This is a genomic window from Amycolatopsis sp. CA-211722 (assembly GCF_056828465.1).
In genome coordinates, this window is sequence record NZ_CP184752.1 from 6,148,493 (window position 1) to 6,171,740 (window position 23,248).

Genomic DNA, 23,248 nt, shown 5'->3' on the forward strand with positions numbered 1-23,248 from the left:
CAAACCGACTTACGCTCCTCTGCGACAGTCGTCGAGCGAATCGGGAGACTACGCGGTGATCCCTGCAGAATTGGTCGTGAAGGCCCAGGAGCACGTCGACTCGGGAGCGTTCTTCGCCGAACTCGCCGAGCTGGTCCGGTATCCGACCGTGAGCGATCATCCGAGCGGTCGCGTTGCCATCAAGGCATACCTGGACGAGGTGCTGGGTCCGGCACTCACCGCGCTCGGCTGTTCGGTGGAGACATACCCGAACCCTGCAGCGGACGGTGGCCCGTTCCTGATCGGTACCCGGATCGAGTCGCCGGAGCTGCCGACCCTGCTGTGCTACGGCCACGCCGACGTCGTCGACGGGCACGAGGGCCGGTGGAGCGGAGACCGGGACCCATGGACCCTGACCGCCGAGGGCGAGCGCTGGTACGGCCGCGGTTCGGCGGACAACAAGGGGCAGCACCTGATCAACCTGACCGCGCTCAGGCTGCTCCTCGCCGAAACGGGTTCGCTCGGGTTCAACCTCAAGTTCCTGTTCGAGACCGGGGAGGAAATCGGCTCGCCGGGCCTGGACGAGTTCGTCTCGGCGCACCGGGAGGCGCTGAGCGCCGACGTCCTCATCGCCTCCGACGGCCCACGGCTGGACGCGGCGACGCCGACGCTGTTCCTCGGCGCGCGGGGCAGTGTCCGGATCGCCCTCGACGTCGACCTCCGGCCCGACGCCTACCACTCGGGGAACTGGGGTGGCGTGCTGCGCAACCCCGCCACCACCCTCGCCGGGGCGATCGCCTGTCTGGTCGACGGCCACGGCCGCGTCCAGGTGCCCGAACTCCTGCCGCCCGAGCTCCCGGACAGCGTCCGCGCGGCGCTCGACGGACTCCGGATCGGCGACAAGCCGGGCGATCCGGCGCTGGACACGACCTGGGGCGACACCGGGTTGACCGCGGCGGAACGGCTGTACGGCTGGAACACCCTCGAAGTCCTCTCGCTCGGCGCGGCCGACATCGACCGCCCGGTCAACGCCATCCCGGGCCGTGCCCGGGCGATGCTGCAACTGCGCTACGTCGCGGGCACCGACGTCGACGGGGTGGGCGAGGCGATAGCGAAACACCTTGCCGCACAAGGGTTCTCCATGGTCGACGTCACCGCCGAGGGTAGCTTCCGTGCCAGCCGCACTCCTGTCGACGACCCGTGGGTGGGTTGGGCGAAGAGCGCCCTCGACGAGGTCGCCGACCGGCGAGTGGCGATCCTGCCGAGCTTCGGCGGGGGACTGCCGAACCATGTGTTCACCGACCTCCTCGGCCTGCCGACGCTGTGGCTGCCGCACTCCTATCCCGGCTGCCTGCAACACGCGCCCGACGAACACCTGCTCGCGCCGATCGCCCGCGAAGGACTCGTCCTCGCCACGGCGCTGTTCCACGCGCTCGGACGGCGCGGGGAGGAGGCATGACGACCGACCAGACGGTGGCCAAGCCACGGACACCGTCGTCGACGCGGCGTGCGATCGCCGCGGCGACCATCGGCAACGCGCTCGAATGGTTCGACCTCGGCGTGTACGCGCTCATGGCCGCCTACATCGGCAAGACCTTCTTCCCCGGCGGGAACGCCGCCGTCCAGCTCGTGCAGGCGTACGCGGTCTTCGGCATCACGTTCCTCGTGCGTCCGCTCGGCGGTCTCGTGCTCGGCGCCTACGCCGACCGGTTCGGCCGCAAGAAAGCGCTGGTGCTGACCATCTGGCTGATGGTCGCCGGGACGTTCCTGCTGGCGGTGATGCCGAGCTACGCGACGATCGGTTTCCTCGCCCCGGCCGGCGTGATCGTCGCGCGGCTGATCCAAGGCTTCGCCGCGGGCGGGGAATTCGGGGCGGCCACGTCGTTCCTGATCGAACAGGACGATCGCCGCAAGGGTTTCCTCGGCAGCTTCCAGTTCGCCAGCCAGGGTTTCGCGACGCTGATGTCCGCCGGGTTCGCCGCCGGGCTGACCGCTGCACTCAGCGCCGACGCGATGACTTCGTGGGGCTGGCGGATCCCGTTCGTCTTCGGGCTGCTCGTCGGCCCGGTCGGCTACTACATCCGGCGCCACGTCGACGAACCCGAGGTCACGCGGGAGGAGCAGCCGAAGTCCACGCCGGTCCGGACGCTGTTCCGCTTCCAGTGGGGTGGCCTGCTGATCGCGGGGGGAGCGCTGGTCGTCTCTACGTCGCTGAACTTCATCCTTCAGTCGCTGCCGACGTTCGCGATCAAGAACCTCGGCCTCGACGACTCGCTGTCGTTCGTCGCCCTGATGATCACCGCCGCCATCCTGACCGTCGTGACACCGATCGTCGGGCTGATCACCGACCGGCACGGCCGCATCAGGATCATGATCGGTGCCGCGGCGGTGATCGGGGCCGGCGTGGTGCCGCTGTACCTGTGGGTCACCACCTCGCCTTCGTTCCTGACCCTCACGATCACGATGACGATCCTGGGGCTGGTGAAGGCGATCTACTTCGGCGCGCTTCCGTCGGTGATGGCGGACGTGTTCCCGGCGCACACCAGGGCGACGGGGCTTTCGTTCGCCTACAACGCCACCGTCGGGATCTTCGGCGGATTCACGCCGACCATCGCGACCGCGATGATCGCGGCCACCGGATCCGTCGTTTCGCCCGGTTATTACCTTTTGGCGACCGCCTCGTTGAGCATTGTCGCGCTGGTCGCGGCGAATCGGCGGCGTGGGATCCGGTGAAGTCGGCGTTTCTGTCCAGAGTGGACGGATAGTCGCCTCGGTGGCACCTTGTGAGGCTTCGGCGTGCTCCGTCGGGTGGCAAGGGTGTCGCGAAAGCCACTTTCGCGACGTTAGATGTCCCTAAAGTGGCTTTCGCGACCTGCCTCGGGGCTCAGCCCGGACGTCCCGCGATGAAGTGACAGCAGTGCCGCCGTTCCTCGACACGTGGGCATGCCGAAGGGTCCGTCGCCGGCGGTGCGGCGGGCTCTTCGGGGTCAGCGGTGGTTGTGGCGTGGTGTTTGTAGTGGGTCCAGGTATTGGGGTGGGATGAATTCTGGAATCGCTTTCATCTACCGGGGAAGTGCTTCGGCGGCTATTCACGGGTAAAGCAAACGAAGCGGGTTGCGAAAGCCACTTTCGCAACCTTCAATGTTGCGAAAGTGGCTTTCGCAACATCGGCGAAGGCGGGACGAGCGGACGTTCCTAGCTCCTTGCTGGAGGGGCCTTGTCGGCGCGCGCCGCCGAACTCCGTGTGTCCAATATGGACAGAGATCACAGCTCCCGAAGCAGGTATCGCTGCAGCTTCCCGCTCGCATTGCGCGGCAACGCCTCGATGAACCGCACCCGGCGCGGGTACTTGTACGGCGCCGCGGCCGCCTTGGCGTGGTCCTGCAGCGCTCGCACCAGATCCGCGCCCGGCTCGATACCGGGCCGGGGGACGACGTAGGCCGTCACGACCGAGCCGCGATCGGGATCCGGCGTGCCGATCACGGCGCATTCGTCCACATCCGGATGGGTGAGCAGGACCTCTTCGACCTCGGGGGCCGCGATGTTGTACCCCGACGAGATGATCATGTCGTCGCTGCGCGCGACGAACCGGAAGTAGCCGTCCGCGTCGCGGACGTAGGTGTCGCCGGTGAAGTTCCAGCCATCGCGGACGTAGTCTCGCTGGCGCGGGTCTTCGAGATAGCGGCAACCGGTGGGCCCTCGCACCGCCAGGAAACCGGGAGTGCCGTCGGGAACGGGTGAGCCGTCGACATCGAGAACGGTCGCCTGGTAGCCGGGTACGACCTTGCCGGTCGCGCCGGGACGCGTGTCGTCGTCGGCGGCGGAGATGAACACGTGCAGCATTTCGGTGCTGCCGAGCCCGTCGATGAGCGGCCGTCCGACGATCTCCCGGTACTGCTCGGCGACCGGGGCGGGAAGCGACTCGCCCGCCGACACGGCCCGGCGTACTCCGGCGAGCAGCCGCCCGTCGCCGGCGTTCAGGATCGCCCGGTACGCGGTCGGCGCGGTGAAGAGAACGGTGACGTCGTGCGTGGCGACGATGGCGGCGAGTTCCGCCGGGGTGGCGCGTTCGACGAGCAGGGTGGCCGCGCCCGCGCGCAGAGGGAAGATCAGCAGGCCGCCGAGGCCGAAGGTGAAGGCCAAGGGTGGCGTGCCGCAGAATAGGTCGGCGGACGTCGGGCGCACGACGTGCCGGGAGAACGTGTCGGCGATCGCGAGCAGGTCGCGATGGAAGTGCATCGTGGCCTTCGGGGAGCCCGTCGTGCCGGAGGTGAAGGCCAGCAGGGCGACGTCGTCGGCCGCGGTCGGGACGTCGGCGAACGTCGCCGGATACCGTTCCGCGCGGGCGTCGAGTTCGGTTCCGTAGGACACCACGGGGAGATCGGGCGGGAGTTCGTCCAGCAGTCGTTCGTCGCAGATCGCGACCCTGGGCTTCGCGCGGCCGGCGATCTTGTCGAGTTCGGAACGCCGCAGCATCGGCATGGTCGTGACGGCCACCGCGCCCGTCTTGAGCACGGCCAGCCACGCGGTCGCGAGCCAAGGTGTGTTGGTGCCCCGCAAGAGCACGCGGTCGCCGGGGGTCACACCGAATTCGGTGACCAGGACATGCGCGACGCGATTCGCGCGGGCCAGGACTTCGCCGTAGGTCCACGTTTCGGTGGGAGAGAGCAGGCATGGCCTGTCGTGGCCGAGCCGCGCGGCGGTGTCGTCGAGCAGCGCGGTCGCGGCGTTCAGCCGGTCCGGATACCGGAGTTCCGGCAGCTCGAACACGAACTCCGGCCACTGATCGGCGGGCGGCAGCCGGTCGCGGCAGAACGGGTCGACGTGCGCGCTGGGAGAAAGCCTCATCGTCGCCGCTCCTCGGTCCGGCCGTGCCCCCTCCCGCGAAGGTAGCACTTGTTACGACCGTCGAGAAGACGCGATGAAGTCAGGGGACGAGCTCGGCCACGGCTCGGTGCAAAGTGGCGCGAACGGTCTCGGCGTCGTCGAGGTTGCCGCCGTGCAGCGCGCCGTCGCGGAGCAGGACGAGGGTGCGCGCGGCGTGTTCGGGATCGGCATGACCCGCGTCGCGCGCCAAGTCGCGGAGCACGCCGAAGAACCAGTCCCGGTGGTCGTCGATGACCTGGCGCACCTGATGCCCGGGATCGGGGTATTCGGCGGCGGCGTTGAGGAACTGGCAGCCCCGGAAGTCGTCGTCGAGTGTCCGGTCGCCGACGATGCCCAATGCGGCGAGCAGTGCTTCGCGAGCGGGTTTCCCTTGCGTCACCGCGCCGACGCCCTCACGGATCCGCTCGCTCGTGGTGCTCAGGTAGGCGGCGACGAGGTCGTCCTTGGTGGGGTAGTGGCGGTAGAACGTCGCCCTGGTGACGGCCGCTTCGGAGACCAGGCGCTCCACGCCGACGGCATGGATGCCCTTGGCGTAGAAGAGCCGGGTCGCTGTCTCGAGCAGCCGGATCTTGGGGTGGACGTCCCGGTCGACAGTCGGCATCTCTCAACCCTAGAGAAAGAACGGTCATTCCACCAGGTCGCCTTCGTCACGTTGCGGAAGGCCGGGCGAGCGAGCATCGTTCAGGCAGAAAGACCGATCGTTCTTCCTGATCCGAAGGAGTCACCATGAGCAACCAGAAGCCCACCTTCGTCCTGGTCCACGGCGCTTTCGCCGACTCGTCCAGCTGGAACGGCGTCGTTCCGAAGCTGCGTGAGCAGGGCTATCGCGTGCTGGCCGCGTCGAACCCGCTGCGCGGCATCGAGTCCGACGCGGACTACGTCGCCGACGTCGTCAACGGCGTGGACGGCCCGGTCGTGCTGGCCGGGCACTCCTACGGCGGCGTGGTGATCAGCCGCGCGGCCACCTCCGCGCCGAACGTCAAGGCACTCGTCTACGTCGCCGCCTTCCAGCCGGAAGCGGGGGAGAGCGTGTTCGAGCTGTCGGGCCGGTTCGAGGGTGGCAAGCTCGGCCCGGACACGACGAACGTCCTTGCCGCGCAAGGTGAGCTGTCGATCAAACCCGAGAACTTCTCGGACGTGTTCGCGGCCGACGTGCCGGCGGAGACCGCGGACGTCATGGCGGTCACCCAGCGTCCGGTCACCGAGCGCGCGCTCGGCACGCCGTTCGACGGGGAGCCGGCGTGGAAGACCCTGCCCTCGTGGGCGCTGATCGCCGAGCAGGACCACGCGATCCCCGCCGCCGCGCAGGCGTTCATGGCCGAGCGTGCCGGTTCGGAGGTCACCAGGGTCGACGCTTCCCACGCTGTCTCGGTCTCGCGGCCGGACGTCGTCGCGGAGATCCTGCTCGCCGCCGCGGCCAAGGTCGCTTGACAGGGAAACCTTCCCTGGAGAGACTGCTAAAACGTTTTGGCAGTCTCTCCAGGGGGAACCCGTGAAGGTCTTGGTGCTCGATTCGAGCCCGCGTCGTGAAGGCAACTCCTGGGCGCTCGCCCAGGCGCTGGCCAAGGGGGCGGAGGAAGCGGGTCACACGGTCGGCTTCGTCCGCCTCTCCGACTACGTCGAATCGCCGCTCGGGGACTGTCGCGACTGCCGGCTGAGCGACCGGTCCTGTGGCATCGGGGACGGCTACGAGCGCCTGCTGTTCGACCACGTGCTCCCGGCGGACGCGATCGTCTACGCGACACCGCTGCACTGGTACGGCATGACCGGGCGGCTCAAATCCTTCTTCGACCGGCTGTTCTGCTACACCTCCGGCAGTTCGCCGCATACCGCCGACGTCGTGCCGGGGTTGATGGGCAAGCGCGCCGCGGTGCTGATCTCGTGCGAGGAGAGCTATCGCGGCGCGACGCTCGGGCTCGAGGCCCAGTTCCAGGAACTCACCCGGTACCTGCGCCAGGACCTCACCGGGATCGTGGTCGGCGTCGGCAACAGCCGGGGCGAGGTGGAACGCGATCCCGCGCGGCCGATGGAGGCCGCGGCGGACCTCGGTCGTAGGCTGGGCGACGCCCACGTCACCGACTATCGGCTGGACACCGACCGGCCGAACCGCGTTTGGGGACCGCCCGTGGAGGCCTGAGTGTCGCCGACCATCCGTGACGTCGCCGCCGCCGCGGGGGTTTCGATCACCACCGTTTCCCATGTGCTCAGCGGCCAGGGCCGGATCGCCGAGGAGACCCGGCGGCGCGTCGCGAGGGCGGCGGCCGAACTCGGCTACCAGGCCAGCGTGCACGCGCAGCAGCTGGTCACCCGGCGCAGCCGCACGCTGGCGATCCAGCTCGCGAACTCGGTCGACGCGAGCAGCGCCTGCGCGCTCGTGCCCAATTCGGACTACTTCCTCGAAGTCCTCAACGGCGCGGCCGAAGCCGCGTCGAAACGTTCGTACGCCCTGCTCCTGACTCCGATGGACGCCGACCTCGACCGGTTGAACGCCTTCTCCGTGGACGGTGCGATCCTCGTGGATCCCCGTGGGGACGAGCCCTTCTTCGCGACCGGCTGGTGCCAGGACCGGCCGCTGGTGACCGTCGGGCGGCCGATGGCGGCGCCGTGCCCGGTGCCGGTCGTCGTCGACAACGACCTGGTCGCGGCCGCCGGGCAGATGTTGGATCACTTGGCGGGCAACGGTTACGAACGGCCGTCGATGATCACCACCGACACCGCCCGGTCCTATGCGGCCGATCTGGTCGCGGGGTACACCGGCTGGATGGAAGAGCGGGGGCTGGAGCCGGTGGTGGCCGAGATCGACGAGCCGCCCACCACCGAAGGCACGGCGGCGGCCCTGGGCAGGCTGCTCGACCGGAGGGTGTGCCCGGACGCCGTCTTCACGACGTCGGAGAACCTCGCCCTCGGTGTCCTCCACGAGGCCCGCCGCCGACGGCTCGCGGTGCCCGGCACGCTCGGGATCTGCAGCGCGGTGGACAGCGGTTCGCTCCGGCTCACCTCACCGCGGGTGACCGGGATGTTCGTGCATCCGCGCGAGGTGGGCGGCCGCGCGGCGACGGCGCTGATGGACCTCGTCGAGGGGAAGGCCTCCGGCGGCGTGCCGCGCCGGATCGAAGTCCCCGTGCTGCTGAACGCGCGGGAATCGACCGCTCGCTAGCATGCGTTTAGTCCTCTAGATGCGGTCCTTGCACGTGCAACTACCGCAATTAGAGGACTAAACGCATGCTCAGGAGCTCCGGCACGCCGCGACCGGCACGGCCCCGCCGTCGTCCTCGGTGGTCGCGATGAACCCGAAGGTGGTCGTCCCGCCGGCGGGCAGAACCGCGTTCCAGTCCAATTCGGACACTCGCACGCGGTCGCCGTCCTGTACCAGGGAACCGTTCCACAGGTTGGCGATGCGGGTGCCGGCCGGCAGGGTCCAGCTGACCTCCCAGCCGGTGAGCCGGGTTTCCTGGGCGTTCCGGACGGACACGCGGATCTCCGAGCCGCCGGGCCAGCGGTTGGCGATCTCGTACCGCGCTTCGCACACCGGTTTCGTGGCCGAAGGCACCGGCGCCGCCACCGGTGCGGCGGCGCCGGGCGGATCGCCGTCGAACAGCAGGATCCCCGCCAGCACACCGCCCGCCACGACCACACCGCCCGCGATGGCGAACGGCAACCGCGAACGGCGGGTGGGTGCGGGAAGCCGTTTGGTGCCGGACAGGATCGCCGGACGGCCGTCGGCGACAGCGGCCAGCATCCGCTCCGCCTCGGCCATGTCCGGCCGTTCCAGCGGATCACGCCGGAGCAGCCTCAGCAGGACGTCGGTGAGGGGGCCGGTCGACCTCGGCGCGGTGATCTCGCCGCGGGCGACCCGTTTGAGGAGCGCGATCTGGTTGCCGTCGGTGCCGAACGGCGGCGCGCCTTCCAACACGGTGTAGAGCGTGGAGCCGAGCGAGAACACGTCCGACGGGTATCCGGGTTCCTCACCGTCGGCGACCTCGGGGGAGAGGTACGCCGGGGTACCCACGACGAGACCATCGCCGGTCATCGTCCCTTCGCCCGTGACGTGGGACAGGCCGAAGTCCGCGATCTTCGCTTGGCCGTCTCCGGTGATCAGGATGTTGTTGGGCGTGACGTCCCGGTGCAGGATGCCGTCCTCGTGCGCCGCGGCCAGCGCGGAGGCGATCTGCGCGCCGAGTTCCGCGACGCGTCCCGCGGGGAGCGGGCCGTCGTCGGCGAGGAGCTCCGTCAGCGGCCGCGACGGCAAGAACTCCATGATGAGGAACGGGGTTCCGTCCTGTTCCACGACGTCGTAGACGGTGACGGCGTGCGGATGCTTGAGCCGCGCGGCGACCCGGGCCTCCCGCATTGCGCGCACGATCGACCGGAACGGCGCATCGCCCGGCGAAGTGTCCGGCAGCAACTGCTTGACCGCGACCGTGCGGTCGAGCCGCTCGTCCCGCGCCTGCCACACCACGCCCATCGCGCCCCGGCCGACCTTGTGCTCCAGCCGGTAACGACCGGCGATGATGGCGTTCCGGTTCACGGGACAACTGTATCCGCTAAGGGAGCGTGGCCTCCTCGACCGGCGCCCCGGCGGCCGCGAGCCAGGCTTCGGCGAGCAGCCGGTGACCCAGCGGGCTGGGATGGACGCCGTCCGGGGCCAGCGCCGCCGCCCCGTGCTCGGCCGCCGCGCGTGGCATGAACAGGTCCGCGCGCACCAGCCGCGCGCCGAACTCGGTCGCCACGTCGATCGCCGCTTCGACGCGGGGCGCCAGATCACCGAGCCACTCCTGCTGGTCCGGCTCCACCGGCAGCAGGAACGGCGTGATCACGTACAACTCGGCCGGGAGGTGCTCCCGCGCACCGGCCAGCAGCCGGGAGTAGGCGGCCCGGAACTTCCCGATCGGGCTGGACAGGCCGCGATCGAAGGTCCGCCAGGTGTCGTTGATGCCGATCTTCACCGTCAGCACCGTGGGCCGCGCCGCGAGTACGTCGGCGGCCCACCGGGCTTCGAGGTCGTAGATCCGGTTGCCGTTGATTCCCCGGTTGACCACTTCCGGCCCGTCGCCCAGGAGATCCGCGATCTGCCGGACGTAGCCCTTGCCCAGCGACGCGGGGTCGGTGCGGTCACGGCTGGAGTCGGTGATGGAGTCGCCGGCGAACAGCAGCCTGTCGGCTTCGGTGAACCTCACGCGCCCGCCTCGATCAGCTTCCGCAGCGAGTCGGCCTCGCCGGGGAGCAGCTCCGGATCGTTGTCCGGGACGAACTCCAGCAACGCGTCGAGCGGCCGCCCGGCTTTGGCGAGCAGGGCGAACACGCGCGTCCACAATTCCGCCCGGAAGGTCAGCGGATGCCGCTCGTTGCTGGGCCACCAGGAGAAGACATGCACCGCGCGCACCTGGTCGAGCACCAGCTCCAGCCCCGCCAGCGCCTGCTCGTCCGGCAGGTCCTGCGGCGGTTGCCAGTAGGTGCCGAGATTGTCGCGGCCGACTTCTTCGAGCAGCCGCACGGTCGATTCCGCGGTGTCGGTCAGCGTCCCGCCGTGGAACTCCAGCGCGACCTCCAGGCCGTGCTCGTTCGCGACGTCGGCGGCCTCGCGGAGACCGGCGACGACCTGCTCGCGTTCGTCGGGGTCGACGTCCGCGGAGCCCGCCTTTCCCGCCCACACCCGGATCCGCGAGGCGCCGAGCCGGACCGCCGTGGCGGCGATCTCGCCGAACTTCCCGGCCTCGACCGGGGTGGCGCGGAAATAGGAACCGTAGGAGTCGCACGTCAGCCCGTGCCGGGCCATCGCCTCGAACGCGCGCTCGGCCGCCCAGTCGTCACCGGGACGCACATGGACGTCGGCGCCCCACTCGATCACCTGCAGACCCGCCTTTTCGGCGCGGCGGGCGACTTCGTCGGCGTCCAGCCGCCGCAGCGTCACCGAACACAGTCCAGGGCGGATCATTTTCCCTCCAACGGTCGGGTACTTTCGCGCAGCACGACCTCGCCGGTGATCGGCTTGACCCGGGGGACGGCCGCGCGGGCGTCGAGGATGAAATCGAGCGCCTGTTCGCCCATGCGCTCGATCGGCACGCGCACAGTGGACAGCGACGGCCTTATGTCCCGCAACGTAATAATGTCGTCGAATCCGGCGATCGCGATCTGCGCGGGGACCTGCAGCCCGTGGTCGCGGCAGGCGGCCATCGCGCCGACGGCCATCACGTCGTTGACCGCGAAGACACAGCCGCGGAAACCGGTCTCGATCGCCCGCACCATCGCCGCGTAGCCGCCGTCGCGGGTGAATTCCGCGCGCAGCACGTGGTTCTCGGGCAGCGGGACACCGTGCCGGGCGAGTCCGTCACGGAAGCCGAGGACACGATCCCGCGACGTCAGCAGGCCAGGGGGCCCGGCGAGCACGAGGAAGTCCCGATGCCCGAGCGCGGCGAGGTTCTCCGCCAGATCCGCCGCTCCCGCGCGGTTCTCCAGCATGACCGTGTCGAAGGGCAGTTTCCGCTGCCCGATCACCACGACCTGGCCGTCGGCCGCTTCGAACGCTTTGAGTTCCTTGGTCAGATTCCGTTGCAGGGCACTGTCTTCGTTCCGTGAACCGGCGAGGATGACCGCTCGCGCCCGTTGCCCGCGCAACGTGGTGACGTAGTCGAGTTCCTTCTCCGGATGGTTCTCGGTGCTCGCGATGGTCACCGTCAGCCCGTGCCGCGCCGCCACGCGCATGACGCCGGACGCGATCGAGGAGAAGTACGGGTCGACGATGTCGTGCACCAGCAGCCCGACGACGTTGCCGCGGCCGCGGGCCATCGCCTGCGCGGGCACGTTCGCCGTGTACTGGAGCCGTTCCGCCGCCCGGAGCACCGATTCGCGCAGTGTCACGCTGACCTGTCTGGTCCCGCCGTTGAGCGCCCTCGACGCCGTCGCGAGCGACACTCCGGCCTCGCGGGCGACGTCGGCCAGGGTGGCCGAACCCGCGGCGCGCTGCGCCATGGTTCCTCCTCGGTGGTGCGGTGGGCTCACGCCGGCGGGGGCTGCCGCCGGCGTGAGCCCGGCTTTCACTACGGAGCGCCGGGGCCGACGTCCGCGGTGGTGAGCGGCCGGTTGGCGATGGCCGCCGTCGAGTACTCGTCGGCGCCGACGTCACGCAGGCCGCCGCGGGCCTGACCGTCGATGTCCAGCGTGACCGGCGCGGTCGACAGGGTCGCCGCGTCGATCGCCGGGCTGCCCGCGGCGAGCCGTGAGACGCCGTCGGAGCCCTGCACGAGCTTCGGGTCGACCCGGCGGAAGGTGCCGGCCGGGACGTTGCCGTTCCCGCCCGCACCCCACAGGATGTTGCCGGACCAGGTGAAGTTGCCCGTGGTGCTCATCGCGACCAGGTCGCCGTTGCCTCCGACGAAGAGGTTGTCCGAGATCGTGCAGTCGCGCGGTTCGATCGTCCGTTTGGTCTCGCCGGCGAGCGTGCCGCCGTTGTTCAGCAGCGTGTTGTGCGCGATGAGCACGCGGTCCGCGGCGTCGTTGCCGCGCCGTGAGTCCTTCGATTCACCGGGGAAGTGGTCCCGGACGGAGCCACTGCCGACGACCAGCGCGGTGCCGGACACCCCGGCCACGTAGTTGTTGACGATCTTGTGGTCGTTGCCGTAGATCCGGATGCCTTCCTTGCCGCCGAGGATGAAGTTCGACTCGACGACGGACTTGTTCCCGTGCCGCAGCACGATGCCGCCCAGGCTGTTCCGGATGGTGTTGTTGCGGATGAAGTTGCCCGACGACTTGACCGAGATCGCCTCCGGGTCGCCGTTCGCACGCTCGAACAGGTTGAACTCGATCTTGGCGCCGGCGGTGGTCAGCGCACGCGGGCTGACGCCGAGCCGGATCGGCTCGCCGCCGTTGTCGCCGGGGAAGGTGTGGTCGGAGAAGTAGTTCCGGAAGACTTCGACGCCCGCCGCCATCTTGTCGTCGTCCGCGCCCTCGATGCAGAGCATGACGCCGAGGGTCGTCTTGTGGTGAAAGTGGTTGCGGTCGATCTTGCTGTTGTCGGCGCGCACCATCACCCAGTGCAGGTCCGGAAGGTCGGCGAACTGGAGATCGTTGCGCGTCAGCCGGATCCGCGAGCAGTTCGCCGGGATCTCCAGCGTGGTGCTCTGGCGGAACTTGAACCCGCTGATCGTGACGCCGGTGGAGTCGTCGAAGACGAAGCTCTGCTCGCCGTTCAGTGTCACGCCGCCACGAGACTGCGCGACGATGGTGATCGGCTGGTCCTTCGTGCCGCGCCTGCCCTTGACGCTGATCGGCTTACCCGTCGGAACGGTGTAGGTGCCGTTGTTCACGGTGATGACGGCACCGGGACCCGCCTGGTTGATCGCGTTCTGCAGTTCGGTCAGCGAACTGACGTTCAGGGCGCACAGCTTCTTCGGTTTGGCCGACGCCGTGCCCGCGGTGGCCCAGGGGACGGTGATCAGCGCGGCGCCGAGGGTGGCGCCGCTGAGGAACCTTCTGCGATCCATGATGCCTCCGTGCTCAATCGGTGGGGAGGGTGGCGGCGGCGGGGCTTTCGGTGCTGAGGAACAGTTCGATCACCGGGACCGGGGTGTCCGGTTTCCGGATGGGGAGCCTGAGGGTGAGCGTGCCTTCCGGCTGCCCGCCCATCTGGGTGTTCTGCGCGGTCTGCCCGGGATCCGTGTGCACCTGCCGGATCTCCGAGGCGTCGTCGAGCAACTGGGCGTAGCGCACCCGCCCGGCGAGCCCGGGCAGGTGGACGTGGTTCATCGGCCAGCTGAACAGGTGCAGGTAGAGCCGGTCGCCGCGCTGGGTGTAGCGGCCGTCGGCGGGCGCGGTGAACTCGGCGGGACCGCAGCCGCGGATGGAGCGTTCGTGCCGGTCCATCCAGTGGCCGATCTCGGCGAGCACCTCCAGCGCCCGCGGGTCGATCTCGCCCCGGCCGTTCGGCCCGACGTTGAGCAGCAGGTTGCCGTCCTTCGACACGCCGTCGACCAGCATCCGGATCAGCAGTTCCGGGCTCTTGTAGTCCAGGTTGTCGCGGTCGTAGCCCCAGCTGCCGTTCAGCGTCTGGCACGCCTCCCAGACCACAGGGACACCGTCGCGGGTCATCGGCCCGGACGGCTGGTACTGCTCCGGGGTGATGAAGTCGCCGGGGATCCCGGTGCGGTCGTTGACCAGGATTCCGGGCTGCAGTTCGCGGACCAGCGCGAGCAGGCCGGGGGAGTCCCAGTCGTCCGGTCCCTTGCCGCCCCACCATTCCTTGCGGCCCTTGTAGGAGAAGTCGAAGAACAGGTAGTCGATCGTGCCGAAACGGGTGAGCAGTTCGCGCACCTGACCGTGGAGATAGAGCTGGTATTCGGCGATGTCCGCGTACTGGTGCGCCGCGATGTACTCCGCGTCGTCACGGCGGGGATGGGTGCCGTCGACGGGGAAAGCCGGGTGGTGCCAATCGATCAGCGAGTGGTAGAAGCCGACCTTCAAGCCCTCTTCGCGGCAGGCGTCGACGAACGGGCCGAGCAGATCCTTGCCGTAGGGCGTGTTCGTCACCTTGAAGTCGGTGAGGTCGCTGTCCCACAGGCAGAAACCGTCGTGGTGCTTGGTGGTCAGCACGACGTAGGTCATGCCCGCGGCCTTCGCGGCCCGCGCCCAGGACCGCGGGTCGTACTTGTCCGGCTCGAAGTGGTCGAAGTACACCCGGTACTGCTCGTCGGTCAGCTTTTCGCGGTTCTGCACCCATTCGTGCCGGGCGGCGAGGGAATACAGTCCCCAGTGGACGAACATCCCGAACCGGTCGTGGGTGAACCAGGCGGTGGAACTCACTTCAGGATCGCTCCTTGCAGATGGTGGGTCAGCCCTTGAGCGCGCCCGAGGCGAGGCCGCGGACGAACGAACGCTGGAAGAAGAGGAACGCGGCGACCGACGGGAGCAGCGCCAGCAGGGACGCCGCCATGATCACGCCGGGCGTGACGTTCGTGTCGATCCGCAGTGTCCGCAGGGCCAGCGGCAGGGTGTAGGTCGAAGCGTCGGTCGACACCAGCAACGGCAGCAGATACTGGTCCCAGATCATCGTGAAGCCGAAGACGCCGATCACGCCGAGCGCGGGCTTGCACATCGGGAGGATGATCTGCGCGAAGATCCGCAGGTCGCCCGCCCCGTCGATCCGGGCGGCCTCTTCGAGTTCGCGGGGGACGTCCTTCATGAACTCGGTCATCACCAGGATCGAGAAGGCCCACGCGCCCAGCGGCACGATCATCCCGGCGAGGCTGCCGATCAGGTTCAGATGCACCACCGGCAGATCCGACAGGATCAGCGACAGGGGGATCGCGAGGATCTCCTCCGGCAGCATCAGCGTCGCCAGGATCGCGACCAGCACGAAGGTCATGAACCGGAACTTCTTGCGCGCCAGCGCGTAACCGGCCAGCACCGAGATGACGACCTGCAGCAGGAGGCCGAAGCCGACCACCAGGAACGAGTTGAGGAGATACATCCCCACACCCAGGTCGAAGGCGATGCCGAAGTTGTCCAGGGTCGGGCTGGACGGGACGACGCTGAGCGCCGTCGGATCGGAGACGTCGTTGAACGCGCTGACCAGCAGTGCCAGCAGCGGTCCGGCGAACACCAGGAGCAGCAGGGTGTACAGGACGAACTTCAGGATCCGCCCGGCCGGTGATTTGACGGCGTCGAGGCCGAGTGCGGAATCGTTGGCCGCGGTCATACGTCTCGCCTCCGTCGGAGCACCTGGACGAACAGGGTGAGCACGAGCGTCGCGAGGAACAGCAGGACCGCGCCCGCCGCACCGACGCCCAGCCGGTTCTGTTCCAGGCCGAGTTTGTAGATCAGGGTCATCGCCACCTCGGTCGAGCCGTTCGGCCCGCCGTTGGTCAGCAGGAACACCTCGGTGAACACCCGCAGGCCGCGGATCGCCGCGAGGACGAACAGGATCGAGAACACCGACCGCAGGCCCGGCAGCGTCACGTGGAGGATCTTGCGCCAGCGCGACGCACCGTCCACAGTGGCCGCTTCGTAGAGCCCCCGGTCGATGCCGGCCAGACCGGCGAGGAAGATCATCATGTCGTACGGTGCGCCGCGCCAGATGCCGGTGACGATCACCGAGATCATCGAGCTGTCGGGATCGTTGATGAAGCCCGACGGGCCCAGCCCGACCAGGCCGAGGATGGAGTTCAGCATCCCGTCCTCGGTCGGGTGATACATGATCCGCCAGAGTTCGGCGACAACCGCGATCGGCACGACGACCGGGAGGAAGGCCGCCGAGCGCAGGAATTTCAGCCGCTTGCTCTGGCCTTCCATCAGCAGGGCGAGCGCGAGGCCGATGATCATCGACCCCGCGGTCTGCCCGACCGCGATCACGACGGTGTGCCAGATCGCGGAGTGGAACGCCTCGTCACCGAGGACCGTGCTGTAGTTCTGCCCGCCGACCCACTGGTTGCCCAGGTACGGCTGGACGTCCTGGAAGGACATCGTCACCGCGGTGATCATCGGGATGAACTTGAAGTACACGAACAGGATCAGGGCGGGGGCCAGGAACAGCCACGGCGTCCACCACTTCCCGTCGCGGTCGCTGCGCCTGCGGGCCTTCGGCGCGGGCGCCCGCTTCACGGCGGGACGCTCCGCGCCGACGGCCGCCGGCTTGGCGTGATCTACGGTCATGAGGCGCTGATCCCCTGTTGCTGCAACGTCGCGGTGAGCTTGGTGTCGAGTTTGGACAGTTCCGCCTTGAGATCGAGCTTGCAGTCGGCGACGAGCGCGCTGATCGTGTCGGCGGTGTCCTGGCGGACGGGCGTCCAGTTCGGGATGGACGGCGCGTAGTGGCCGGACTTGGTGTAGATCTCGGCGTAGGTCTTCCAGCGCGGGTCGGAGCGGACCTGGGTGATGTCGACGTTCTTGTTCACCGGAAGCTGCACGATGAAGGCCGATTCGCCCTCCATGCCGATCTTCTGGCCGTCGACCGAGATCGCGAAGTCACCGAAGGCGTCCTGCCCGGCCTGGTTCGGCGAACCGGCCATCATGTAGATCGACAGGCCCTCGGCGAGGACGTCGGCGTTCTTCGCGCCCTTCGGCATCGGGACGACCTCGTACTTGTCCTTGCCGAGCGACTTGTCGAACCGAGGCAGCAGGTACGGGCCGACGACGTACATCCCGGCCTTGCCCGCTTCGAAGGTCTCGTTGGTCGCCGGGGTCGGCATGGTGACCGAGCCGGGCTGGATGACGTTGTCCTTGCAGCCGAGGTCACGGAACCACTGCGCCGCGGCCACGGATTCGGGGGTGCTCATCGCCGGCTTGTACTTGCCGCCACCGGCCTCGGAGATGAAGTCGCCGCCCGCGGCCCACAGGAAGTTCGAGAAGTACCAGGAGGCGTAGCCCCGCTTGGTCGACAGCGTCGCGTTCAGGCCCGCGGTGTCGGCCTTGCCGTTGCCGTCGGGGTCGCCGGTGGTGAAGGCCTTGGCGAGGTCCGCCAGTTCGGCCCAGCTCTGCGGGACGCCCTTGCCGAGCTTCTCGCGCCAGTCCTTGCGGATGAGCAGCGCCGAGGCCTGCGCGCTGTAGGGCAGGCCGTAGAGCTTGCCGTCCGCGGTCTGGTTCGACTTCAGCGCCTGCTCGGTGAGCTCCGAGGTGTGCTTGATCTTGCCCGGTTCGACCTCGCGGACGAGACCCTGGCTCTTCAGGGTGCCCAGCTGCGTGACGTCGTTCATCACGATGTCGGGCAGGTCGCGCTGGGCGGCGCGCTGGGCCAGCTTCGTCTCGAAGTCGTCGAAGATCGCGGTGACCTGCACCTTGAACCCAGTGGCCTTCTCGAAGGCTTCGGCGAGCCGCTTGGTGGCCTGTTCGCCGGGGCCGCCGGGGGTCGTCCGGGTCCACAGTTCCAACGGCGCCTTGGTGTCCTGCGCGACGTTCGTTCCGGCGGGGCCTGCCGAGCAGCCCGAAAGGACCAGCGCTGAGACAGTGAGTCCCACGCCGATCCACCGCGATTTCCGCATCGCTTCTCCTTGTTCACTGTGGACCACGCTGTCTACCTCGGAGGGGACGGTAAGCGCTTTCCCGGTCTCCGGTCAATGGTCCGATCATTACGAATTTCAATCTCCCGTGTTTGCCTCTGCGCGGGACTCGCCGCGCGTGGACCGGCTCAGGCATCCGATGTATGGTCGCCGCCGGAGGTAGGAATGACCGAGCTGCGACACCGGCCGACGGCCCTTCTCGTGATGGAGGAGCGCCGCCGCGACGACGTTTACCCCGAGGCGGTGCTGAAGGAGATCGGCACGCTGGCGGACCTGCGTGAGCCGCTCACCCGCGAGCGCCTGGCGGAGGACCCGGCGGCGCTGGAAGGCGTGGAAATCCTGCTGTCCGGCTGGGGTGCGCCGGTGCTGGACTCCGTCCTCTTGGGACACGCGCGGGACCTCCGGGCCGTACTCGTCGCCGCCGGCTCGGTCCGGCCGCTGACCACGCCCGAGTTCTGGGCGCGCGAGCTGCCGATCGTGTCCGCCGCGGCCGCGAACGCCGTCCCGGTCGCCGAGTTCACCCTGGCCCAGGTCCTCTTAGGACTGAAGCAGGTGCACCGGATCTCCCGGGAGATCCGGGAGCGGCGGGCCTATCCGCCGGATCCGCGGGTCGCGGGTGCCTACCGGTCCCGCGTCGGCCTGCTCGGCCTCGGCGAGATCGGTGCTCTCGTCGCGTCCCATTTGCGCGGTTTCGACGTCGATGTGCTCGCGAGCGACCCCGTCGTCGACCCGGCGACCGCCGAAGCCCTCGGCGTGCGGCTGGTGGGCCTGGACGAGCTGTTCGCCACGTGTCCCGTGGTCAGCCTGCACGCGCCGCTGCTCGCGGAGACCGAAGGCCTGGTCGACGGGGAGCTGGTGGCCAGGATGGGCATCGGCGCGACCCTGATCAACACCGCCCGCGGCGCCGTCGTCGACGAGCCGTCGGTCGTCCCGGTGCTGCGCGAGCGACCCGATCTCACGGCGATCCTCGACGTCACCTGGCCCGAACCGCCCGAGCCGGACTCGCCGCTGTACACCTTGCCGAACGTGGTGCTCACCCCGCACCTGGCGGGCGCGCTGGGCGCCGAACGCGCACGGATGGGGGAGCTGGTCGCGGCTGAGCTGCGGCGCTTCGTGCTCGGGGAGCCGCTGGAGCACGCCGTCGCGCCGGATCGGGCTCACCTGCGGGCTTGATGCTCGGCGTCGCTGGACTTCGGCTCGGCTGGATCCGGCCGCGGTTGCGTGCTGAGCTCGTATAACGGCCTATACTGTGTGGCGGTGGCGGAGTTCTGTGGGTTTCGCCGCGAAAGGGCTACGTGGTGGAGTGCGTGGCCGAGAAACGGCTATGGCCTGCGGGGTGGCTTGGCGTCTGCGGCTTGTTGCCGGGAATCGGCGATGGGGTGGGGTGGACCTGGCTTCGCGATGGGGCTGTGGTGGTGAGTTGCCGCGAATCGGCGACGGGCGGATGCCGAGCCGGGTGGCGAGTTGCCGTGAAACGGCGACGGGCGGATGCCGAGCCGGGGTGGTGGGTTGCCGTGAAACGGCGACGGGCGGATGCCGAGCCGGGGTGGTGGGTTGCCGTGAAACGGCGACGGGCGGATGCCGAGCCGGGGTGGTGGGTTGCCGTGAAACGGCGACGGGCGGATGCCGAGCCGGGGTGGTGGGTTGCCGTGAAACGGCGACGGGCGGATGCCGAGCCGGGGTGGTGGGTTGCCGTGAAACGGCGACGGGCGGATGCCGAGCCGGGTGGCGAGTTGCCGTGAAACGGCGACAGGCCGATGGCCAGACCGCAGTGGCGGGTTGCCGCGAAACGGCGACAGGCCGATGCCGAGGCCCCAGATCTCAGCTCTGATCATGACCTGACGCCTCGGAACGGTGACAGGTCACGGCGGCGCGCAGTGGCCGGTACCGCCTCTCGTCCTAGATCAGCGACGGCAGCGGCACCACGGGAACGAGCGACCAGCAGGCGGAGCGGGCGAGGGAGCGCCACAGGCGTCGGTGAGCAAAACGACGAGAGCGGCTTTCCCCAGTGCGGGCACGAATCCACGCCAGGACGGCTCAGGGTGCCAAGGCGCCCGTCGGACGACGTCACCGTGACACTTTCCGGTGATCACCCCGTGAACCGGCCGGAACCGGGGAACCCGGGGACATCGACGGAAGGAGATCACCATGAAGACCCGAATCGCCGCGTTGGCGGCCGCAGTCACGTTCTTGGGTGCCGTCACCGCCTCGCCCGCCATGGCCGACCCGGTGCCTGGCAGCCCGAACCAGTTCTACGCGTCCTGCGCGGTCGACCTGCTGGGCGTCCCGGTGGGGTGCCTCGAGACCGGCGAAGAGCACGCGACGCATATCTGTCAGTACGTGCTCACGGCCTTCGGCCTCGGCCTCGACTGTATCCAGCGCTGAATCCGGTCAGGTGCCGAGCCAGCCGGGGTTGGCCGCCGCCCACTCGGGAAGCCGATGCCGGATCACGGCCGCCTCGGTGATCGAGTGCGTCAGTCCACTTCGGACAGCGGGGACGTCGACGGACGAACCGTCGCGCCACAGCAGTAGATGCCGTGTCCGCAGCGGCACACCCCGCAGCGCCACCACCGTGCCCGGGATCGTGGAGCCGGAATCGAGGGAGCGGGCGGGAGCCACCGCGCGGGGTTCGTGACCGACGGTCCGCCGCAACACCGTCGGTTCCAGGTGCCGCACGGTGATCGCGCCCAGGCCGGCGCGGGCGCACTGGTCGGCGAGATGTTCGTGGAACTCTTCGTCCTCGCCCGCCGGTAGCAGCCAGACCGAGCCGTCGAGCTCGGCGAGGGACACCTCGCCGACCCCGGCGGCGGGATGGTCCGGGGACACGACCACGAAGACCGGCTCGATGCCCACGGGCAGCAGGCGGAGTCCGTCGGGCGGAACGATCTCCCGCCCAGGGTGATCCACGTACAGAGCCAATTCCATCGTGCCGTCGAGCAGACCCGAGAACAACGCCGCCCGGTTCGTCACCGCCACCGGTTCGACGGGACGGCCGGGGGCCGCCGCGGCGACCACGCCGCTCAGCGTTTCGGCGAAGCTGGTCGGCAGCGCGCCGATCCGGAGCGGTTCCTCGGAGGGCGCGCGGTGAAACCGGCGGATCGCCAGTTCGAGGTCGTCCGCAGCGGCCAGTACCCGGCGCGCGTGGTCGAGCAGCACTTCGCCCAGCGCGGTGGGCCGCACGCCGTGCCGGTCGCGTTCGAACACCGTCCGTTCCAGTGCCCGCTCGACCCGGTGGAGTTGCGCGCTCAACGCGGGCTGGGACAGCCCGAGCGCGGTCGCGGCCTTCGCGATGCTGCCCGCCGACGCGATCGCGTCGAGCAGGCGGAGATGCCGGACGTCGACCTCCGCCGGCCAGGTGTGGCCGTCCCCGGGACCGATCAGGGGGCTGATCACAGGTCGTCCTCGCTGATGATCGTGCGGAGTTTGTGCAGGGCGCGATGCTGGGCGACCCTGACCAGGCCGGGGCTCACCCGCAGGACCGCGCCCGCCTCGAGCGCCGTCATACCGACGGTGATCCGCAGCCGCAGGATCTCCTGCTGGATATCGGGCAGGCTGCCCATCAGCCGCGTCAATCGCTCGTGACCGTCGGCCGCCAGGGCCTGCCACTCGGGTTCGTTGGGTTCGGGCGTCGCGTGATCGGGCGGATCGGGCGTGGGTTCCGATCGGTCCCGGGCCCGCCTCCGGAAGGCAGCGGCGACTTTCCGGGCGGCGATCCTCAGGACGGCGGTGAGGAAGGAACCGCCGGTGGCGCGCGTGGCGGGCAGCGCGGTGAGGACGGCGAGACAGGTCTCCTGTGCGACGTCGTCCGCGTCCGTTCCGTCCATCCGGTTCCGGCAGTAGTCCGCGACCACCGGCTGGACGATGGTCATCAACTCGTTCGTCGCCGCGGGGTCGCCGCGGCGGGCGCGGGGGACGAGGGATTCGAGATCCGCCGTCAGCGCGCCGTCGTCAGTGGGAGGAGCCGCCCCCGGCGAGGTGAGGTCGCCGGGGGCGGTCCAGGTCAGGCGAGTTCCCAAAGCGCGGGCACGTTCGGCGGTTCCCAGCCGGGCATGGAGGTGTGCGGCTGGATGACCCGGTAGTTGCTGCCGCCGTAGCTGGCGGTCGCGCCGGAGCCGTAGTACGTGTACGGCGCCCAGGTGCCGCCCGGCGGGTTCGACGTCGTCGGGCTGGTCGGTGTGGTGGGCGTGGTCGGCGTCGTGGTGGTGCTGGACGGCGGGTTGCCGCTGACCGTCAGACGCAGGTTGTAGACGCTCAGGATCTCCGCGATCGGCTGGAAGTAGATGGTGCCGCCGGAGGTGCAGTTGCCGGAGCCACCGGAGGTGACACCCTGTGCCTGGTCGCCGGTGATCCACGAGCCGCCGGAGTCACCGGGCTCGGCGCAGGCGTTGGTCCGGGTCAGGCCGGTGATGGTGCCCTCGGGGTAGGTGACCGAGGTGTTCTTCTGCAGGATGGTGCCGCAGCGCCAGCCCGTGGTGGAGCCGGAGCGGCACACCGACGAGTTGACCGGGGCCTCGGTCGAACCGGCGACCGGCACGGTGCCGGGGTAGCGGTTCACCAGCGGGCGCGGGGTGTTGCCGGCGTCGGCGCGGACCCAGGCGTAGTCGTTGCCGGGGAAGCTGGAACCGGCGACGGACCCGCTCGGGTTCGAGGTGCGCGTTCCGGTCCGGCCGCAGTGCCCGGCGGTCACGAAGCCGCCGTCGACGGCGAAACCGATGGAGCAGCGGCCCGAGCCGAAGGTGTAGGCGTTGCCGCCGATGATGTCGATCAGCGCGCGTGGCTGTTCGGTGCTGGCCTCGACCCGGACCAGGTCGGACGGCACACCGGACTCGGCCGCCCACGACTTCGCGGCGCCTTCGCCACCGGCGTTGGCGAGTACGACGATCGAGTTGGTGGTGACGTCGGTGAACCAGCCGGGCACGGTCTTCGGGGCCTTGGCGGACTTGGCGTCGAGCCGCAGCTTCGCCGCGTCGAGATCGGCGGCGCTACGGGCGACCGTCTTGGGGGTGGCGCCCGCGGCGCGCACCAGGTCGCCCACGGCGGCGTCGGTGACCGCCACGGTCAGCGTGGTCCCGCTGCCGTCGAGCCACGAACCGGCGTACGACGTGCCGAGCTGCTTCTTCAGCGTGTTGTCGGCGACCGCGGCGCGCTGTTCGCTCGCGAGCCGGAGTTTGGCCTGATCCGGGCTGATCTTCAGGTCGCGGGCCATCGCGGCCAGCATTTCGGACTGGGACTGGTCACCGGCGGTGGCCTGCTGACCGGCGCTCGCGTTGGGGGTGAGGGCGATGGCGGTGACCAGGCCGGCCCCGGTTATCGCCGCAGCTGTGGCGGCCAAGATCTTTCTGTTCATTTCGACGCTTCCTCGAAACGGGCGGGGGAGGGGGATTCGTCCCCGACCG

The 23,248-nt window shown here is 69.4% G+C and carries 21 protein-coding genes and 1 pseudogene; 7 read left to right on the top strand and 15 right to left on the bottom strand.

The features are described from left to right. Positions 1 to 55: 55 nt before the first annotated feature. Both ACOCEP_RS29030 and ACOCEP_RS29035 read left to right on the top strand, forming a co-directional pair. Entirely contained in the window at positions 56 to 1,438 is a 1,383-nt protein-coding gene (locus ACOCEP_RS29030) for a M20 family metallopeptidase (protein ID WP_482332246.1), read from the top strand. Beyond that, on the top strand, positions 1,435 to 2,712 hold the full coding sequence (locus ACOCEP_RS29035) for an MFS transporter (RefSeq protein ID WP_482332247.1): 1,278 nt from the start codon (positions 1,435 to 1,437) through the stop codon (positions 2,710 to 2,712). Before ACOCEP_RS29030 ends, ACOCEP_RS29035 begins: the two co-directional genes overlap by 4 nt. Positions 2,713 to 3,243: 531 nt before the next feature. Here the strand turns inward: ACOCEP_RS29035 and ACOCEP_RS29040 are convergent. After that, positions 3,244 to 4,827, bottom strand: coding sequence for an AMP-binding protein (locus tag ACOCEP_RS29040; protein WP_482332248.1), 1,584 nt, complete (start codon positions 4,825 to 4,827; stop codon positions 3,244 to 3,246). Between the two features lie 79 nt (positions 4,828 to 4,906). Beyond that, positions 4,907 to 5,467 (bottom strand): TetR/AcrR family transcriptional regulator, encoded by a 561-nt coding sequence (locus tag ACOCEP_RS29045; protein ID WP_482332249.1) that lies wholly within the window; start codon positions 5,465 to 5,467, stop codon positions 4,907 to 4,909. A gap of 125 nt (positions 5,468 to 5,592) precedes the next feature. Here ACOCEP_RS29045 and ACOCEP_RS29050 point away from each other — a divergent pair, with 125 nt between their 5' ends. The 3 genes from ACOCEP_RS29050 (at position 5,593) to ACOCEP_RS29060 (ending at position 8,023) form a co-directional block, all read left to right on the top strand. Then, entirely contained in the window at positions 5,593 to 6,297 is a 705-nt protein-coding gene (locus ACOCEP_RS29050) for an alpha/beta fold hydrolase (protein WP_482332250.1), read from the top strand. Between the two features lie 61 nt (positions 6,298 to 6,358). After that, positions 6,359 to 7,003, top strand: coding sequence for a flavodoxin family protein (locus tag ACOCEP_RS29055; protein ID WP_482332251.1), 645 nt, complete (start codon positions 6,359 to 6,361; stop codon positions 7,001 to 7,003). Continuing rightward, positions 7,004 to 8,023 carry a LacI family DNA-binding transcriptional regulator gene (locus ACOCEP_RS29060; RefSeq protein WP_482332252.1) on the top strand — a complete coding sequence of 340 codons (1,020 nt, stop codon included), beginning with the start codon at positions 7,004 to 7,006 and terminating at the stop codon, positions 8,021 to 8,023. Positions 8,024 to 8,092: 69 nt separating this feature from the next. Here the strand turns inward: ACOCEP_RS29060 and ACOCEP_RS29065 are convergent, their stop codons facing one another. The 9 genes and pseudogenes from ACOCEP_RS29065 to ACOCEP_RS29105 all read right to left on the bottom strand — a co-directional run bounded on the left by ACOCEP_RS29065 (position 8,093) and on the right by ACOCEP_RS29105 (position 17,834). Next, on the bottom strand, positions 8,093 to 9,394 hold the full coding sequence (locus ACOCEP_RS29065) for a serine/threonine-protein kinase (RefSeq protein WP_482332253.1): 1,302 nt from the start codon (positions 9,392 to 9,394) through the stop codon (positions 8,093 to 8,095). Positions 9,395 to 9,410: 16 nt separating this feature from the next. Continuing rightward, positions 9,411 to 10,043 carry an SGNH/GDSL hydrolase family protein gene (locus tag ACOCEP_RS29070; RefSeq protein ID WP_482332254.1) on the bottom strand — a complete coding sequence of 211 codons (633 nt, stop codon included), beginning with the start codon at positions 10,041 to 10,043 and terminating at the stop codon, positions 9,411 to 9,413. Next, positions 10,040 to 10,801, bottom strand: coding sequence for a sugar phosphate isomerase/epimerase family protein (locus ACOCEP_RS29075; protein ID WP_482332255.1), 762 nt, complete (start codon positions 10,799 to 10,801; stop codon positions 10,040 to 10,042). Before ACOCEP_RS29075 ends, ACOCEP_RS29070 begins: the two co-directional genes overlap by 4 nt. Beyond that, on the bottom strand, positions 10,798 to 11,835 hold the full coding sequence (locus ACOCEP_RS29080; protein ID WP_482332256.1) for a LacI family DNA-binding transcriptional regulator: 1,038 nt from the start codon (positions 11,833 to 11,835) through the stop codon (positions 10,798 to 10,800). Before ACOCEP_RS29080 ends, ACOCEP_RS29075 begins: the two co-directional genes overlap by 4 nt. 68 nt (positions 11,836 to 11,903) lie before the next feature. Continuing rightward, positions 11,904 to 13,346, bottom strand: a complete 1,443-nt coding sequence (locus ACOCEP_RS29085) for a chondroitinase-B domain-containing protein (RefSeq protein WP_482332257.1) — start codon at positions 13,344 to 13,346, stop codon at positions 11,904 to 11,906. A 13-nt stretch (positions 13,347 to 13,359) separates the two neighbouring features. Further along, a pseudogene (locus tag ACOCEP_RS29090) lies at positions 13,360 to 14,667 on the bottom strand (alpha-L-fucosidase); the annotation flags it as partial. A 22-nt stretch (positions 14,668 to 14,689) separates the two neighbouring features. Then, entirely contained in the window at positions 14,690 to 15,556 is an 867-nt protein-coding gene (locus ACOCEP_RS29095) for a carbohydrate ABC transporter permease (RefSeq protein ID WP_482332258.1), read from the bottom strand. Further along, complete coding sequence (locus ACOCEP_RS29100) at positions 15,553 to 16,509, bottom strand: carbohydrate ABC transporter permease (RefSeq protein WP_482332259.1); 957 nt, start codon at positions 16,507 to 16,509, stop codon at positions 15,553 to 15,555. Before ACOCEP_RS29100 ends, ACOCEP_RS29095 begins: the two co-directional genes overlap by 4 nt. Continuing rightward, entirely contained in the window at positions 16,506 to 17,834 is a 1,329-nt protein-coding gene (locus tag ACOCEP_RS29105; protein WP_482332260.1) for a sugar ABC transporter substrate-binding protein, read from the bottom strand. The genes ACOCEP_RS29100 and ACOCEP_RS29105 overlap by 4 nt, the downstream gene beginning before the upstream one ends. A 183-nt stretch (positions 17,835 to 18,017) precedes the next feature. On the opposite strand from ACOCEP_RS29105, the gene ACOCEP_RS29110 reads away from it, so the two are divergent. Further along, complete coding sequence (locus ACOCEP_RS29110; protein WP_482332261.1) at positions 18,018 to 19,025, top strand: hydroxyacid dehydrogenase; 1,008 nt, start codon at positions 18,018 to 18,020, stop codon at positions 19,023 to 19,025. A 149-nt stretch (positions 19,026 to 19,174) separates the two neighbouring features. Here ACOCEP_RS29110 and ACOCEP_RS29115 read toward each other — a convergent pair whose 3' ends face one another. Further along, positions 19,175 to 19,687: a hypothetical protein gene (locus tag ACOCEP_RS29115; RefSeq protein ID WP_482332262.1), complete on the bottom strand. Its 513-nt coding sequence runs from the start codon at positions 19,685 to 19,687 to the stop codon at positions 19,175 to 19,177. A gap of 313 nt (positions 19,688 to 20,000) precedes the next feature. Between ACOCEP_RS29115 and ACOCEP_RS29120 the strand changes: the two genes are divergently transcribed. Further along, positions 20,001 to 20,237, top strand: coding sequence for a hypothetical protein (locus tag ACOCEP_RS29120; protein ID WP_482332263.1), 237 nt, complete (start codon positions 20,001 to 20,003; stop codon positions 20,235 to 20,237). Between the two features lie 6 nt (positions 20,238 to 20,243). Here the strand turns inward: ACOCEP_RS29120 and ACOCEP_RS29125 are convergent, their stop codons facing one another. Genes ACOCEP_RS29125 through ACOCEP_RS29135 form a run of 3 tightly spaced genes read right to left on the bottom strand, consistent with a single transcriptional unit; the run spans position 20,244 to position 23,199 of the window. After that, positions 20,244 to 21,245, bottom strand: a complete 1,002-nt coding sequence (locus tag ACOCEP_RS29125) for a LysR family transcriptional regulator (RefSeq protein WP_482332264.1) — start codon at positions 21,243 to 21,245, stop codon at positions 20,244 to 20,246. Further along, complete coding sequence (locus ACOCEP_RS29130; RefSeq protein ID WP_482332265.1) at positions 21,242 to 21,868, bottom strand: sigma-70 family RNA polymerase sigma factor; 627 nt, start codon at positions 21,866 to 21,868, stop codon at positions 21,242 to 21,244. Before ACOCEP_RS29130 ends, ACOCEP_RS29125 begins: the two co-directional genes overlap by 4 nt. Next, positions 21,853 to 23,199 (bottom strand): alpha-lytic protease prodomain-containing protein, encoded by a 1,347-nt coding sequence (locus tag ACOCEP_RS29135; protein WP_482332267.1) that lies wholly within the window; start codon positions 23,197 to 23,199, stop codon positions 21,853 to 21,855. Before ACOCEP_RS29135 ends, ACOCEP_RS29130 begins: the two co-directional genes overlap by 16 nt. Positions 23,200 to 23,248: the final 49 nt, after the last annotated feature.